Here is a 15,901-nt window from a genome sequence, read left to right on the forward strand (position 1 = left end):
GCAGCGGGCCATGCCCGCCATCCTTCGGCTCGCCCTCCTGCAGCGCGCCCCGCGTCTTTGCGCATTTCTGATATCGCCCTCCCCCACGCCCTTCGTACCTTCTCCCTGCCCGCCGCACCTGACGGCGGGCGCGTGCATCCCCCTAAAACAACAAGAAGGGCCGCTCCATGACTCCACGCATCCAACCGTCGGCATGCGCCGACGCCCTCCCTTGCCCGCTGCGCTCCGGCGCGCGCGGCTGACTGCCGTTCACTCATTCGATCAATTACAGGCAAGGGACAACCATCATGCTCAAACAAGGCGTACTCCGCTGGCCCCAGATCGCCGGGCTCGGCATTTCACTGGTCATCGCCGGGCAGTTCTCCGGCTGGAACTACGGCCTGGCCAGCAGCGGCTGGGCCAACATGCTCGTCGCCACCCTGCTCATGGCCGTGCTCTGCGGCGGCCTGGCGCTGTGCGTGTGCGAACTCTCCACCGCGCGACCCCATGCCGGCGGCGTGTTCGCCTACGCGCAGCTGGCCTTCGGGCCCTTCGTCGGCTACCTGGTCGGCGCCGCCTGTGCGCTGGCATTGACCATCGGCACCGGCGCTGCGGCCAACTTCCTCGCCGCCTACATGGAGTCGGTGTTCGGCTTCGGCGGCTGGCCGGTGCGCATCGGCCTGTTCGCGGTGATCATCGGCATCCACCTCATCGGCGTCGGCGAGGCCCTCGGGCTGACCCTGCTGGCCGGCGCCGTGGCGGCCATCGCGCTGCTGGCCTTCGGCGGCGCCATGCTGCCCCACGTGCACTGGGAAAACCTGCTGCCCAGCGCCGGCAGCACGCTGCCGGGCGTGAGCGTGGCAGGCGTGTTCGCCTGCGTGCCCTTCGCCATCTGGATGTTTATCTGCCTGGAGCAGGTCGCCTCCGCCGCCGAGGAAGCCGCCGAACCGGGCCGCAGCATGCCGCGCGGGATCATCGCTGCCGTCGGCACCCTGCTGGTAACCGCGCTGACCGTGGTGATCAGCGCGCCGGGCGCTGCCGGGGTGGAAGTGGTCGGCAACGCTGGCGACCCGCTGTACGCCGCGATGACCCACGGTGGGCTCTACGGCGAGCGCGACTGGCTGCCGCTGCTGGTTGGTTCCGGCGCCGTCTGCGGCCTGCTGGCGACCTTCTTCTCGGTGGTGTTCTCCGCCTCCCGCCAATTGTTCGCGATGGCCCGTGACGGCTTCTTCCCCGCCGCGCTGGCCCGTACCAACCGCCGGGGCGCGCCCTACGTCGCCCTGCTGGTGCTGACCGTGATCGGCCTGCCGCTGACCCTGGTGCCGCCGGAAAAACTCCTGCTGTGCATCGTCCTGCTGCTGGGCAGCTGCCACCTGGTGCTGTTCGCCGCCTACTTGCGCCTGCATCGCACCCAGCCCGGCCTGGTGCGCCCGTTCCGCCTGCGCGGCGGCCCCGTCGTGGCCAGCGTCGGCATGCTGCTGACGCTGGTGGTGATCGCCGCCTGCTTCCAGCTGGAAGTGGCCATGCTCAGCGCCCTGGCCCTGGTGGTCGTCGCGTTGATCCTCAATTACCTGCTGCGCGCCGCCAGCCGCGCCGGCAAACCCCTGGAGAATGCCGAAAATGTCTGAACCGACCCTGCTGCAACGCCGCCACCAGGTCATGGGCGACGCTTCGCCACTGTTCTACGACGAGCCACTGGAACTGGTGAAAGGCGAAGGCGTCTGGCTGATCGACGCCGCCGGCAAGCGCTACCTGGACTGCTACAACAACGTGCCCTGTGTCGGTCACTGCCACCCCAGGGTGGTGGCGGCCATGGCCGAACAGGCGGCAACGCTGAACATCCACACCCGCTACCTCAACGAGCGCGTGGTGCGTTACGCCGAGAGCCTCACCGCGACCTTCGCCGAGCCGCTCGATAGCCTGATGTTCACCTGCACCGGCAGCGAGGCCAACGAGCTGGCCCTGCGCATGGCGCGCTTCGCCACCGGCAACAAGGGCGTGATAGTCAGCGACTACAACTACCACGGCAACACCACCACGCTGGCGGCCGTGACCACCGCCCTGCCCAGCTCCGAGCCGTTCTCGACTCATGCGCGGGCCGTGCCGATCCCCTGCCTCTACCATGCCGACGGCACGCCCGAGCAGGTCGCCGACCGTTACGTGGCCAAGGTCGCCGCAGCCATCGCCGAGCTGCAGGCAGCCGGCGTCGGCCTGGCGGCCATGCTGATCGACACGCTGTTCGCCAACGAAGGCATTCCGCGCCTGCCAGCCGGCTACCTGGAGCGCGTGGCGAAGCTGGTGCGCGATGCCGGCGGACTGCTGATCACCGACGAGGTGCAATCGGGTTTCGCCCGTACCGGCGAGCACATGTGGGGCCACCAATCGCACCCACTGGTGCCGGACATCGTCACCCTCGGCAAACCCATGGGCAACGGCTTCCCCCTCGCGGGCGTGGTGACCAACCGCGAGAGAGTGGAAACCTTCGGCCGCAGCAATATGTACTTCAACACCTTCGGCGGCTCGCCGGTGGCCGCCGCGGTCGGCCAGGCGGTGCTGGACGTGATCGCCGAGCAGGACCTGCAAGGCAACGCCCTGCGCCAGGGCGCGAAGCTCAGCGCCGAACTGCACCGCCTCGCCGAGCGCCACTCGATCATCGGCGACGTGCGCGGCCAGGGCCTGTTCTTCGCCGTGGAGCTGGTGCGTGACCGCGCCAGCCGCGAGCCGGCCGGCCTCGAAGCGCGGCGCATCGTCAACACCATGCGCCAGCGCGGCGTGCTGATCAGCAAGATCGGCGGCGACGACAACATCCTCAAGATCCGCCCGCCGCTGGTATTCGAGGCCGAGCACGGCGAGCGGTTCATCGACACCCTGGACCAGGTCCTGAGCGAACTCTGAGGAATTGCCATGAGTGACTTATCGAAGACCGATTTCGCAGCGCTCGACCACGACCGGCAGATCGCCTGCCTGCGCGACCTGGCGCTGGACGCCCTGCGCCACTGGGACGGCGATTTCATCGGCCTGGAACTGCTCAAGTACCGCGAGAACGCGGTCTTCTGCGCCACCCGCAGCGACGGCACGCGCAGCGCCCTGCGCGTGCATCGCGGCGGCTACCACAGCGAGGCGGCACTACGCTCCGAGCTGACCTGGATGGAGCAACTGGCCGCGGGAGGCATCGGCGTGCCGAGCATCATCCGCACCCGCAGCGGTGAACACCTGGCTGAAGTGCGCAGCGCTGCACTGCAGGAATCACGCTTCGTCGACATGCTCGGCTGGCTCGGCGGCCGAACTCTGGGCTCGGCCGAACAGGGGCTGAGCGCCGACGGAGACATCGAGGCGCTGTTCCATCAGGCCGGCGCCGTGGCCGCGCGCATCCATCTGAATTCGGCGCAGTGGCGTCAGCCCAACGAGTTCACCCGGCACGCCTGGGACGAAGAAGGCCTGGTGGGCGCCAACCCGTTCTGGGGGCGCTTCTGGGAGCTGGACCTGCTCAGCGACCCGCAGCGCGAACTGCTCCAGCGCGCCCGCCAGGAAGCGCGCCAGGACCTGCGCCACTACGGCCGCAGCCTGGGCAACTTCGGCATGATCCACGCCGACCTGGTGCCGGAAAACCTGCTGCTCGACGGCGGCGAACTGCAGTTGATCGACTTCGACGACGCCGGTTTCGGCTGGCACATGTTCGAGCTGGCCACTGCGCTGTACTTCTGCCTGGACGACCCACGCCTGGCGCAGATCCAGGCGGCGCTGCTGGCCGGTTACGACTCGGTGAAGCCGCTGTCCGCCGCCGACCGCGCCGCGCTGCCGCTGTTCCTCGCCCTGCGTGGCACCACGTACCTGGGCTGGGTGCACACCCGACGCAACAGCGAGACCGCGCGGGAGCTGGGACCGATGCTGATCGAGCGCGCCTGTACACTGGCCAGCGCCTACCTCGCCGGCCGCTGAATCTGGCAGAGCGCCGCAAGACCCTGGCGTGCAGGCACAAGCCTGCGCGCCAGCGCTGACCGATACTCGGCGCACCACCGAGGTGAATCGCCATGACCGGCATAGCCCGCCACCAGGCAACCGACTCCGATGAACTGGCCTGCGCCCTCGCCGGCTGGAGCCAGGACTACACCCAGCTCGGCCACGGCCGCCTGCAGGCGGAGCTGCTGCATGTGCAGTTGCCCGGCGCCTCGCTGATCTACGAACACTCCAACCTGCACCTGCACGAGAACATGGCGCCGCCCGCCGGCCACCTGGTGATCGGCATTCCCCTGCGCGCCAGCGACGATTCGCGCTTCAACGGCCAGGCCCTGCACGACGACACCCTGCTGGTGCTCGAAGGCGGCCGCGAGCTGGAAATCTGCGCCGCCGGGGAAATCCACATGCTCGGCCTGACCTTCAGCCAGCCGCAACTGGAGCGCCTGCTCGGCGCCGAGGAGCGCGAGCTGTTCGAGCGCGCGCTGCAGCAAAGGCGATTGCAGCTGTCACCCACCGGCGCCGGCGATTTGCGCCGCAGCCTGTGCGACGCCCTCGCCGCCTTCGAAGGCGAACCGTGGCGGGTGGACGACCCACAGCAGGCCGGCCATGCCGTCGCCCTGGTACTGAGCCACGTATTGCAGGCGCTGGAAGAAATCCTCCCTGGCAATGACCGCAAAGGCGCGCCGCGCTCGCTGCAGCAACATCGCCGGCTGGTGCTGGCGGCCATCGAGCGCATGCAGGCGGACCTCTCCGAGCCACTGTCGCTGCTGGAACTGAGCCAGCGCCTGAACACCAGCCAGCGCACCCTGCAGTACTGCTTCCGGCAGATCTGCCAGAGCACGCCGCAGCAGTTCTTCCTCAGCCTGCGCCTGGCCGAGGCACGCCGCCGACTCAAGCTGGAGCCGCAGCAGAGCATCACGAACCTGGCGCTGGACCTTGGGTTTGCCAGTTCCAGCCATTTCTCGGCTTTGTATAAGCGGCTGTATGCCGAACAACCCTCCGTCCTCTCCCGCGCACGCTGAGCTTTTGCTCTTCGTAGGAGCGAGCTTGCTCGCGAACAAACTCACCGGCAGCTCCCGCCTCAAGCGGGTTCGAGAGCAAGAGCTAGGCGCCCCCCTCGCTCCTACAAAAGCACCATCGTCCGATCTGGCAACCACACCCAATCACTTGGCAGACAGGAGCAACGGCACAGGGCCAGCCCTTACTTAGCATCGGCAGAAGACACATCCCCTCAATCGACAATAACGAAACGGATGCCTTCACCATGACCCACGCCGCCGTGCTGCGCCCCACCCTGCTCGCCCTGCTCATCGCCGGGGCCAGTTCCGCCAGCGCCTACGAGCTGTACGCGACCGACGACACGCACCTGAACGCCGACCTCTCGGCGACCTTCGGGCTGTTCCACAGCCAGGAGCGCTACAACATGACCGGCACCCTGGATGAGGGCTCGTCGTCCTGGCAGGAGGGCTTCATCAAGTACGGCCTGAGCGGCGACCAGAAGCTGGGCGGCGCGGGCACCGCCTACGGCGCCTTCAACCTGCTCAGCTCCGGCACCTGGGGCGACGGTGATGCCGCCGGCTTCAGCGACGGCTCCGAGCGCACCACCAAGATCGAGGACGCCTACGCCGGCTGGCGCTCGGCCGGGCTGTTCCCGGTGCTGGGCGAGGACGGCATCGACCTGTCCTTCGGCCGCCAGAACATCGTGGTCGGCGACGGTTTCCTGATCGACGGCGACGCCCTGAACATGGGCAAGGGCCTGGCCGACGGCGAATACAACCGTGGCGGCGGCTACTACCTGGCGGCGCGCCGCGACTTCGACGAGACCGCCGTGCTGCGCATCGGCGGCAAGGAAGGCTGGCGTGGCGACCTGATGAGCCTGAAATCGGACAACCGTGCCCAGGCCAACACCGAGCTGTACGCCGCCACCCTCGAACACGTCGCCCCGGAAGCCACCTTCGGCCTGACCTACATCGACGTCACCGATGTCGACGAGCGCTACGCCTCGCCCATCCAGCTCGACCGCAAGGACATGAAGGTCTACAGCCTGCGCGGCACCGGCAACGCCGGCGTGGAGAACCTGTTCCTCTCCGGCGAATACGCCTGGCAGGACAAGCGCAACGCCCAGTACAGCGACGACAGCGAGAACGCGTGGTACCTGGAAGCCGGCTGGACCTTCTCCGACGTCACCTGGAAGCCCTATATCAGCTACCGCTTCAGCCGTTTCTCCGAAGGCTACGACACCCTCTTCTACGGCTTCAGCCGTGGCTTCGGCACCTGGTTCCAGGGCGAGGTGGCGGGCAACTACTCCGGCCCGTTCAACAGCAATACTCGCGTGCACAACGTCGGCGCCAAGGTCACCCCGCTGGAGAACCTCTCCATCGGCGCGCAGTACTTCGACTTCCACACCCTGGACACCGACCTGGGCAACACCGACGGCCGCGAGCTGGACCTCTACGCCGAGTGGGCGATCAACGAACACCTGGTGATCATCCCGCTGGTGGGCCTGTACCAACCGAAGAAGAGCGCAGCCGAAGGCGGCACCCAGATCGGCAACGACAACAGCAACCTGTACAGCCAGCTGCTGTTCTCCACCACGTTCTGATCCCCGGCTTCAAAGCCAACGGAAAGCCCGCCATGCCCAGCCTTCTGGCGTCCATCCAGGGCGTTTCACCTGGCCGGCCATCGAAACGGCGTGCGCGGGCTGGCCCGGCGCACCCAGGAGCCGGTGGACGTGAGCGAGCCCCCTCAGGCCCGCCGGCAGCAAGGATGGGTGGAGCAGTTCCGCGTCTGCGTCAGACCTTGCTGCACATCGGGGTCTGGCGCAGGTACTTGATGGTGTGCTGCTCACCCTTGGAGTCGAGATAGACCATGGTGGCCTGGCTGACTTCGCAGCGCTCGTCGGGTTGGGAAATGCTCAGCACCTTGGCCACGTCCAGCGGCATGCCGTAGTGGTACACGGCCGCATCGTCGGCGAAGGCGCTGAAGGACAGCAGCAAGGCAGGTATCGCGAAGAGTGTGGAGAGAGTGGATTTCATGGCAGGAACCTCAGGGATCACGCGGGTCGCGTCGCTCGTGGCCCACTGCCATAAATCTAGCTGACCGGACCTTTCCTACACAGATCGACTTCGGCAATGCATTTCTTCAGATCGCGCAACAATGGCGGTTTTCGAGCATTCCTGCCTTGCGATTGTCACGTCAGCTGAAGGTTGATCCACCACACCAGAGTGGCCGGCGTGCCTCGCCGTAGGATGGCGTGGAGCGAAGCGATACCCATGCTGTCGGCGCACCGGATTGATGGGTATCGCTGCGCTCCACGCCATCCTACCTATGCGCTCCCTGCCAGGCCTGATGCGCGCTCCTACAACGAGTCGGACACTCCGCAGCGACTCAGATCGGCGGCGCCGAGCGCAGCATCACCGACTTCAGCGCGAACGCCGACTTGATCCCCGCTACGCCGGGGATCTGCGTCAGCGTGTTGGTGAGGAACAGCTGGTACGCCGACAGGTCCTTCACCACCACCCGCAGCATGTAGTCGGCGTCGCCGGTCATCTGGAAGCAGCTCATCACCTGCGGCGCCTGGACGATGCGTTCCTCGAACCGTGCGAGGTAGTCGCCGGTCTGTTTTTCCAGGGACACCGAGACGAACACGCTCATGCCGCCGGACAGGCGCTCCTCGTCGAGGCGCGCGAAGTAACCCTGGATGTACTGCTCCTCCTCCAGGCGGCGCACCCGGCGCAGGGTCGGGGTCAGCGACAGGCCGATGTTCTGCGCGAGATCGCGCCAACTCAGGCGGCCATCGTCGGCCAGGGCGCGGAGGATTTTCAGGTCGGTGCGGTCGAGATCAGCCATTTTTCCTCAGTACTACGGAAGGTTGTTTTTATAGTTCAAACACACTAATCCGTAAGCTAAGAGCTAGTCAATTTGGAGCAAAAAACCAATCGGTCACACCTATACTGAAACCACAACTACAACAACCGAGGACCTCACCATGAGTGATGTCACCACCCGCCCCGCGACCCCGCGCGGCACCTGCACCGCAGCCCTACCCGGCCGGGTGCGCCCGCCAGGCATGGCTTCTTCCGTTCGCTGATCCACACCCACGATCACAACTGGAGACCCGCCATGACCGACTACGCTCCGCTCCGCCTGCACGTCCCCGAGCCCACCGGGCGTCCGGGCTGCAAGACCGACTTCTCCTACCTGCACCTGTCGCCTGCCGGCGAGGTGCGCAAACCCGCCATCGATGTAGAACCGGCGCAGACCACCGACCTGGCCTTCAGCCTGGTGCGCGTGCTCGATGAAGACGGCAACGCCGTCGGCCCCTGGGCCCCGGACCTGAGCCACGAGCAGCTGCTGCGCGGCATGCGCCTGATGCTCAAGACGCGCCTCTTCGATGCGCGCATGCTCACCGCCCAGCGCCAGAAGAAGATGTCCTTCTACATGCAGTGCCTGGGTGAAGAGGCCATCGCCACCGCCCACACCATGGCCCTGCGCGACGGCGACATGACCTTCCCGACCTACCGTCAGCAAGGCATCCTGATCACCCGCGACTACCCGCTCAAGGACATGATCTGCCAGTTGCTCTCCAACGAGCAGGACCCGCTCAAGGGCCGCCAGCTGCCGATCATGTACTCCAGCCGCGAGAAGGGCTTCTTCTCGATTTCCGGCAACCTCGCCACCCAGTTCATCCAGGCCGTCGGCTGGGGCATGGCCTCGGCGATCAAGGGCGACACCAGGATTTCGTCCGCCTGGATCGGCGACGGCGCCACCGCCGAATCCGACTTCCACACCGCCCTCACCTTCGCCCACGTCTACCGCGCGCCGGTGATCCTCAACGTGGTCAACAACCAGTGGGCGATCTCCACCTTCCAGGCCATCGCCGGCGGTGAAGGCACCACCTTCGCCAACCGTGGCGTGGGTTGCGGCATCGCCTCGCTGCGGGTCGACGGCAACGACTTCCTCGCCGTCTACGCCGCCTCGCAATGGGCCGCCGAGCGCGCCCGCCGTGGCCATGGCCCGAGCCTGATCGAGTGGGTCACCTACCGCGCGGGCCCGCACTCCACCTCGGACGACCCGTCCAAGTACCGCCCCGCCGACGACTGGACCAACTTCCCGCTGGGCGACCCTATCGCCCGCCTCAAGCAGCACCTGATCGGCCTCGGCATCTGGTCCGAGGAACAACAGGAAGCGCTGAAGAAGGAACTGGAAGCCGAAGTGATCACCGCGCAGAAAGAGGCCGAACGCCACGGCTCGCTGGTGGACGGCCACGTGTTCAGCGCCGCCAACCTGTTCGACGACGTCTACAAGGACCTGCCGGAACACCTGCGCCGGCAGCGCCAGGAGCTCGGGGTATGAATGCCGTGAACCAGCAACACGAGAACGCCCAGGCGGTCACCAGCATGTCCATGATCCAGGCGCTGCGCTCGGCCATGGATGTGATGCTCGAGCGCGACGACAACGTCGTGGTGTTCGGCCAGGACGTCGGCTACTTCGGTGGCGTGTTCCGCTGCACCGAAGGCCTGCAGAAGAAGTACGGCACCTCGCGGGTGTTCGACGCGCCGATCTCCGAGAGCGGCATCATCGGCGCTGCCGTCGGCATGGGCGCCTACGGCCTGCGCCCGGTGGTGGAAATCCAGTTCGCCGACTACGTCTACCCGGCCACCGACCAGTTGGTCTCTGAGGCCGCGCGCATCCGCTACCGCTCGGTCAACGACTTCACCGTGCCGATGGTGGTGCGCATGCCCTGCGGCGGCGGCATCTACGGCGGGCAGACCCACAGCCAGAGCCCGGAGGCGATGTTCACCCAGGTCTGCGGCCTGCGTACCGTCATGCCGTCCAACCCGTACGACGCCAAGGGCCTGCTGATCGCCTGCATCGAGAACGACGACCCGGTGATCTTCCTCGAACCCAAGCGCCTGTATAACGGCCCGTTCGACGGCCACCACGACCGCCCGGTGACCCCCTGGTCCAAGCACCCGGCCAGCCAGGTTCCGGAGGGCTACTACAGCGTTCCGCTGGACAAGGCCGTCATCGCCCGCCCCGGCTCCGAACTGACCGTGCTGACCTACGGCACCACCGTCTACGTGGCCCAGACCGCCGCCGAGGAAACCGGCATCGATGCCGAGATCATCGACCTGCGCAGCCTCTGGCCGCTGGACCTGGACACCATCGTCGAGTCGGTGAAGAAGACCGGTCGCTGCGTCATCGTCCACGAGGCTACCCGCACCTGCGGCTACGGCGCCGAGCTGATGTCGCTGGTCCAGGAAAACTGCTTCAACCACCTCGAAGCCCCCATTGCGCGCGTGACCGGCTGGGACACTCCCTACCCGCACGCCCAGGAATGGGACTACTTCCCGGGGCCCGCCCGCGTCGGCGCGGCCTTCAAGCGCGCCATGGAGGTCTGAATGGGCACTCACGTCATCAAGATGCCGGACATCGGCGAAGGGATCGCCGAAGTCGAGCTGGTGGAGTGGCATGTCCAGGTCGGCGACGAGGTCCACGAGGACCAACTGCTGGCGGAAGTCATGACCGACAAGGCCACCGTGGAAATCCCCTCGCCGGTGGCGGGCAAGATCATCGCCCTGGGCGGCGTGCCCGGCCAGGTAATGGCCGTGGGCGGCGAGCTGATCCGTCTGGAAGTGGAAGGCCACGGCAACCACCGCGAAGCCGCGCAGCCCAAGGCCCACGAAGAAGCGCCGGCCAAACCGGAAGCCAAGCCGGCCCCCGTCGCCGAAGCACCCAAGCCTGCGCCGCGCGTCGAGAACAAGCCGGTCGCCCCGGCCGCGCGCCCGGCCCCTTCGCCAGCCCCGCGCCGCGCACCGGGCGAGAAGCCGCTGGCCTCGCCAGCGGTGCGCCAGCGTGCCCGCGACCTGGGTGTGGAACTGCAGTTCGTCCAGGGCAGCGGCCCGGCCGGGCGGATCCTCCGTGAAGACCTGGAGCACTACCTGGAACACGGCGGCGCGACCATCGCCTCCGGCTATACCGCGCGCCATGACGAACACCAGATCCCGGTGATCGGCCTGCGCCGCAAGATCGCCCAGAAGATGGCCGAGGCCAAGCGGCGCATCCCGCACTTCAGCTACGTCGAGGAAATCGACGTCACTGATCTGGAGTCCCTGCGCGTCCACCTCAACGCCAAGCACGCGGCGGCACGCGGCAAGCTCACCCTGCTGCCCTTCATCGCCCGCGCCATGGTCGTCGCCCTGCGCGACTTCCCGCAGCTCAACGCGCGCTATGACGACGAAGCCGACGTGATTACCCGCTACGGCGCGGTGCACCTGGGCGTTGCCACCCAGAGCGACAACGGCCTGATGGTGCCGGTGCTGCGTAACGCCGAATCCCGCGACCTGTGGGGCAACTCCGCGGAAGTGGCGCGCCTGGCCGAAGCCGCGCGCCATGGCAAGGCCAGCCGCGAGGAACTCTCCGGCTCGACCATCACCCTGAGCAGCCTCGGCGCGCTGGGCGGCATCGTCAGCACGCCGGTGATCAACTACCCGGAAGTGGCCATCGTCGGCGTCAACCGCATGGTCGAGCGGCCCATGGTGGTCAACGGCCAGGTAGTGGTACGCAAGATGATGAACCTGTCCTCGTCCTTCGATCACCGGGTGGTCGACGGCATGGACGCGGCGGCCTTCATCCAGGCCGTGCGCGCCCTGCTCGAACATCCCGCCACCCTGTTCATCGATTGACTGGAGCCCTACACGTGAAACAGAACCAGACTCTCGAAACCACCCTGCTGGTGATCGGTGGCGGCCCCGGCGGCTACGTCGCGGCGATCCGCGCCGGCCAACTGGGCATCCGCACCGTGCTGGTGGAAGGCGCCGCCCTGGGCGGCACCTGCCTGAACATCGGCTGCATCCCGTCCAAGGCGCTGATCCACGCCGCCGAGGAATACCTCAAGGCCCGCGAGTTCGCCGGCCAGTCGCCGCTGGGCATCAGCGTGCAGGCGCCGAGCATCGACATCCAGCGCACCGTGGAATGGAAGGACGGCATCGTCGACCGCCTGACCACCGGCGTCGCTGCACTGCTGAAGAAGCACGGCGTCACCGTGGTCAACGGCTGGGCGAAGATCGTCGACGGCAAGACCGTCGAGGTCGACCTCGCCGAAGGCGGCACCCAGCACATCCACACCGAGCACCTGCTGCTGGCGGCCGGTTCGAAATCCGTGGAACTGCCCTTCCTGCCGGTGGGTGGCAACGTCATCTCCTCCACCGAAGCACTGGCCCCGAAGGCACTGCCCAAGCGCCTGGCGGTCGTCGGCGGCGGCTATATCGGCCTGGAGCTGGGCATCGCTTATCGCAAGCTCGGCGTGGAAGTCACAGTGGTGGAAGCGCAACCGCGCATCCTGCCGACCTATGACGAGGAACTGACCAAGCCGGTCGCCAATTCCCTGCGCAAGCTGGGCATCGAGCTGTACCTGGGCCACAGCGTGATGAGCCTGGAGCCGGACGGCAAAGGCCTGCGCGTGCAGGACGGCGCCGGTTCCCAGCGGGTGATCGAGACCGACCAGGTGCTGGTCGCCGTCGGCCGCCACCCCAACACCGCGGGCTGGAACCTCGACACCCTGCGCCTGGACATGAACGGCCGCGCCGTGAAGATCGACGACCAGTGCCGCACCTCCATGCGCGACGTCTGGGCCATCGGCGACATCGCCGGCGAGCCCATGCTGGCCCACCGCGCCATGGCCCAGGGCGAGATGGTCGCCGAGATCATCGCCGGCAAGCGCCGCGCCTTCACCCCCACGGCGATCCCGGCGGTGTGCTTCACCGATCCGGAAGTGGTGGTGGTCGGGCTGTCGCCGGAACAGGCCCAGGCCGCCGGCTACGAAGTGCTGACCGCGAGCTTCCCGTTCGCCGCCAACGGCCGCGCGATGACCCTGGAGTCCAGCGACGGCTTCGTCCGCGTGGTGGCGCGCAAGGACAACCACCTGATCCTCGGCTGGCAGGCCGTGGGCAAGGCGGTGTCGGAGCTGTCCACGGCCTTCGTGCAGTCTCTGGAAATGGCCGCCTGCCTGGAAGACATCGCCGGCACCATCCACGCCCACCCAACCCTCGGCGAAGCTGTGCAGGAAGCCGCGCTGCGCGCGCTGGGGCATGCGTTGCACGTCTGAGGCCTCTCTCTCCAGAACGCCAGGCTTCCCCCTTCTGACCCGCCCATTGGCGGGTCTTTTTTTGCCTGCCAGCGCTTTGTAGGACCGAGGGGGACGCCTAGCCCTTGCTCGCCAACGGCGGGCCACATCCACCGCCCTGAGCACCCAGCGCGAGGCATTTCGCCAAGCGCGCTAACAAGGTGTCCGGTGCGATGCGCATTGAATGACCGCGCAGACAATGTTCTACGAAGAACACCACGGCCTACCGGTAGGAGCGAGCTTGCTCGCGAACATTCCCCACGGGGCTACGGCCGTACGTAGCGCAACACGGCCCGCGAATCCTGTCATCGAGTGCGCGCAGGATGTTTCTGTTGATCGAGCGGACCGCCTCAGAGCCGGAGGAGGATTGGCCGCAGTGGAGGTACTCGAAGCTGACGATGCCGCAAAGCAGAACCCCGCCAATCGACGGGGTTCTGCTTTGAGCGCTTACTTCTTCAACGGCGTCAGTACAGGGGCGTTCTCGTCCAGCAGCATCCAGACCAGCAGCTTGGCCGGCTTCTCGTTGCTGGCGTTGCGCGACACCAGGTGCGGCGTATTCGGCGCCTCGTACCAGGACTGGCCGGCCTGGTAGGTCACCGGTTTCTGCCCTTCCAGCTGGGAGATCACCGCGCCTTCAAGCACGTAGGCGAACACCGAACCACTGTGTACATGGGCACCGGAAGCCTGGCCAGGTGAGTAGGTGACGGTGATCATCAACCCTTTCTTGCCCGCCGCGTCGGGAAGTTTCTGCTCCTGCTGGACATCGATCTTTTCCTGGGTGGCATCGTGGGCGAAGAGCGGCAGGCTGAGCGCCAGGCCGAGGCCGGCGAGCAGGAGTTTCACGGAAGTGGTGGCGGGCATGGCGACGTTCTCGGCAGTGGGAAGATGAGTCCACGCTACGCCCGCTGCTGGTGAGGGCCAACAGCCAATTCGGCGGAAGATCGGGGGGCCATTGGGGCGTCCGTGCCGTGCGGTTCGCGAGCAAGCTCGCTCCTACGAAGAGCTTATCGGTACCACCTGTAGGAGCGAGCTTGCTCGCGAACGGACGCGCAGCGGCCACAAAAAAGCCCCGCACGATGGCGGGGCTTTCATGGCACAGCGACAGAATCAGCCCAGCAACGCACTCAGGTCCAGCACCCCATTCTTGCGGGGCGGGCACCAGTAGTAGCCGCCGGTCAGCGGCCGGCTGAAGCGGTACAGCGCATCGGTGATGCCATCCTCCAGCCCGCTCATGCGGCGCAGCTGCACCTCGAAGGCGTCCAGGGTGCAGCCGAAGGCGAGGAACATCAGCCCGGCGTCCTGGCCCTGGGTCCAGGGCATGGAGCGGCGCACGATGAAGGCTTCCGGCTCGAAGCTCTCCTGGGCGGTGCGTTTGACGTGGGCGGACTCCGGCGCGTCGTCCAGTTCCTCGTTGTCGCTCAGGCGGCGGCCCATGATGTCGTCACGCTCGTGCTGTGGCAGCGCGGCGAAGCCCTGCAGCTGATGACGCCACTGCTGGATAGCAGCAAAGCTGCCGCCGGCCAGGCCCGCGCCACCTTCGACAATGGCGGCGGCGATGGCATCGTCGTCCTGCGGGTTCTCGGTGCCATCCTCGTAACCGGTCAGGTCATGGCCGCTGCCGTGGCGGAAGGCCTCGAGCAGGCTGCTCAGTTCCAACGCAGGGGCCAGCAGGGCTTGCAGTTCCTGGGTGCGCAGCAGCAGGTCGCCACGCTCGGCACCGCGCAGCCAGATCCACAAGGCATGCGGGGTAGACGGGTTGTCGACACCCACGCCGGAGATCGCCGGGAACTCGCGCAGCCCCTCGATACGACGGCCCAGCGCGCGCACCAGCGACTCGCCGAAGCCGACCACCGCGCGTTCGCCATCGGCGAACTGCATCAGGCGATCCAGTGCGGCGGGCAGGTCCTGCAGCGACTTCAGATCGAAGAACAGGTGGCGGGCGTGGGCGGGAACCGGGGTGGCGAGAATGCCGGGCTGGTAAAGGCTCATGACAGCGTCCTTGAACGAAAGAGCGGCGATTCTAATCGCGCCGCGCGCGAATCCAAACCGCTCTGTATCAAGGACTGGGCGATCAGTTCGCGGATGTGTCGGGCTTGCGCTTGTGCCGATGCCGCCGGTAGCGCCACAACGCCAGACCACCGAACACCAGCACCACCGCGACGAACACCGGCAGACGGTACGGCCGCAGGTTACCCAGCCACTGTTCCAGCAACTGGCCGGCCCAGTACCCGGCGCTGGCGAACAGCAGCGCCCAGCAGAAGGCGCCGAGCAGGTTGATCAGCGCGAAGCGCAAGGGCCCGACTCGGCTCGCGCCGATCAGTAGCGGCCCGGCCAGGCGCATGCCGTAGAGAAAGCGCACCGCGAAGATCGACAGGTGCGGATAGCGTTCGATCAATCCGGTGACCCGATCGATGGCCAGCCCGCGCCGTTGCAGCCAGGGCACGGCGCGCGCGCCGGCACGCCGACCGCTCCAGTAGAGCAGTTGGTCACCCAGGCTGCCCGCCAGCGTCGCCCAGAACACCACCAGGGTGAAACCGAGCAGCCCCTGGTGCGCCGCGATACCCGCCAGCAGCAGGATCGATTCGCCCTCCAGCAGGCAACCGATGAAAAGCACCGGATAGCCATAGCTGGAAAGCAGTTGGGCGAGGTCGAGATGCTCGAACATGAATGTCCTTCGAAAGCGTGCCGTGCCAAGAGCCTAGCGGCTTGGCGAATGTTCTGCTTATCGAACACCACCTGTAAAAAATAAACGACCAAACGGTCAACAAGGATCGTTAGCAACCAATCAAATCAATCCTTTAACTACGCCATTCGTCTTGAGATGTAATTTTTTTCGCT

At 66.7% G+C, this 15,901-nt stretch carries 14 protein-coding genes; 9 read left to right on the top strand and 5 right to left on the bottom strand.

Annotation, left to right across the window (positions count from 1 at the left end):
• The first annotated feature begins 287 nt into the window (after nucleotides 1-287).
• From CTR55_RS26105 to CTR55_RS26125, 5 genes are all read left to right on the top strand, one after another.
• On the top strand, nucleotides 288-1,607 hold the full coding sequence (locus CTR55_RS26105; protein ID WP_296290589.1) for an amino acid permease: 1,320 nt from the start codon (nucleotides 288-290) through the stop codon (nucleotides 1,605-1,607).
• A complete protein-coding gene (locus CTR55_RS26110; protein WP_296290590.1) occupies nucleotides 1,600-2,874 on the top strand; it encodes an aminotransferase class III-fold pyridoxal phosphate-dependent enzyme in 1,275 nt (424 codons plus the stop codon). The genes CTR55_RS26105 and CTR55_RS26110 overlap by 8 nt, the downstream gene beginning before the upstream one ends.
• A gap of 9 nt (nucleotides 2,875-2,883) precedes the next feature.
• Nucleotides 2,884-3,918: a phosphotransferase gene (locus tag CTR55_RS26115; protein WP_296290591.1), complete on the top strand. Its 1,035-nt coding sequence runs from the start codon at nucleotides 2,884-2,886 to the stop codon at nucleotides 3,916-3,918.
• A gap of 92 nt (nucleotides 3,919-4,010) precedes the next feature.
• Complete coding sequence (locus CTR55_RS26120; protein ID WP_296290592.1) at nucleotides 4,011-4,958, top strand: helix-turn-helix domain-containing protein; 948 nt, start codon at nucleotides 4,011-4,013, stop codon at nucleotides 4,956-4,958.
• A gap of 242 nt (nucleotides 4,959-5,200) precedes the next feature.
• Nucleotides 5,201-6,538 (top strand): hypothetical protein, encoded by a 1,338-nt coding sequence (locus CTR55_RS26125; protein ID WP_296290593.1) that lies wholly within the window; start codon nucleotides 5,201-5,203, stop codon nucleotides 6,536-6,538.
• A 190-nt stretch (nucleotides 6,539-6,728) separates the two neighbouring features.
• Here the strand turns inward: CTR55_RS26125 and CTR55_RS26130 are convergent, their stop codons facing one another.
• Entirely contained in the window at nucleotides 6,729-6,971 is a 243-nt protein-coding gene (locus tag CTR55_RS26130; protein WP_296290594.1) for a DUF2790 domain-containing protein, read from the bottom strand.
• A 352-nt stretch (nucleotides 6,972-7,323) separates the two neighbouring features.
• Nucleotides 7,324-7,785, bottom strand: coding sequence for an Lrp/AsnC family transcriptional regulator (locus tag CTR55_RS26135; RefSeq protein ID WP_015477328.1), 462 nt, complete (start codon nucleotides 7,783-7,785; stop codon nucleotides 7,324-7,326).
• Nucleotides 7,786-8,058: 273 nt separating this feature from the next.
• On the opposite strand from CTR55_RS26135, the gene CTR55_RS26140 reads away from it, so the two are divergent.
• The 4 genes from CTR55_RS26140 to lpdA are packed head-to-tail and all read left to right on the top strand — an operon-like array spanning nucleotide 8,059 to nucleotide 13,045.
• On the top strand, nucleotides 8,059-9,291 hold the full coding sequence (locus tag CTR55_RS26140) for a 3-methyl-2-oxobutanoate dehydrogenase (2-methylpropanoyl-transferring) subunit alpha (protein WP_296290595.1): 1,233 nt from the start codon (nucleotides 8,059-8,061) through the stop codon (nucleotides 9,289-9,291).
• Nucleotides 9,288-10,340: an alpha-ketoacid dehydrogenase subunit beta gene (locus CTR55_RS26145; protein ID WP_296290596.1), complete on the top strand. Its 1,053-nt coding sequence runs from the start codon at nucleotides 9,288-9,290 to the stop codon at nucleotides 10,338-10,340. Before CTR55_RS26140 ends, CTR55_RS26145 begins: the two co-directional genes overlap by 4 nt.
• On the top strand, nucleotides 10,341-11,624 hold the full coding sequence (locus tag CTR55_RS26150; RefSeq protein WP_296290597.1) for a dihydrolipoamide acetyltransferase family protein: 1,284 nt from the start codon (nucleotides 10,341-10,343) through the stop codon (nucleotides 11,622-11,624). It abuts the gene before it with no gap.
• 14 nt (nucleotides 11,625-11,638) lie between these two features.
• Complete coding sequence (gene lpdA / locus CTR55_RS26155; RefSeq protein ID WP_296290598.1) at nucleotides 11,639-13,045, top strand: dihydrolipoyl dehydrogenase; 1,407 nt, start codon at nucleotides 11,639-11,641, stop codon at nucleotides 13,043-13,045.
• A gap of 465 nt (nucleotides 13,046-13,510) precedes the next feature.
• Here lpdA and CTR55_RS26160 read toward each other — a convergent pair whose 3' ends face one another.
• The 3 genes from CTR55_RS26160 to CTR55_RS26170 all read right to left on the bottom strand — a co-directional run bounded on the left by CTR55_RS26160 (nucleotide 13,511) and on the right by CTR55_RS26170 (nucleotide 15,728).
• Complete coding sequence (locus CTR55_RS26160; protein WP_296290599.1) at nucleotides 13,511-13,924, bottom strand: cupin domain-containing protein; 414 nt, start codon at nucleotides 13,922-13,924, stop codon at nucleotides 13,511-13,513.
• A 246-nt stretch (nucleotides 13,925-14,170) separates the two neighbouring features.
• Nucleotides 14,171-15,052 (bottom strand): Dyp-type peroxidase, encoded by an 882-nt coding sequence (locus CTR55_RS26165; RefSeq protein ID WP_296290600.1) that lies wholly within the window; start codon nucleotides 15,050-15,052, stop codon nucleotides 14,171-14,173.
• 82 nt (nucleotides 15,053-15,134) lie between these two features.
• On the bottom strand, nucleotides 15,135-15,728 hold the full coding sequence (locus CTR55_RS26170; protein ID WP_296290601.1) for a DedA family protein: 594 nt from the start codon (nucleotides 15,726-15,728) through the stop codon (nucleotides 15,135-15,137).
• Nucleotides 15,729-15,901: the final 173 nt, after the last annotated feature.

The organism is Pseudomonas sp., assembly GCF_002796985.1.
Lineage (GTDB): Bacteria > Pseudomonadota > Gammaproteobacteria > Pseudomonadales > Pseudomonadaceae > Pseudomonas.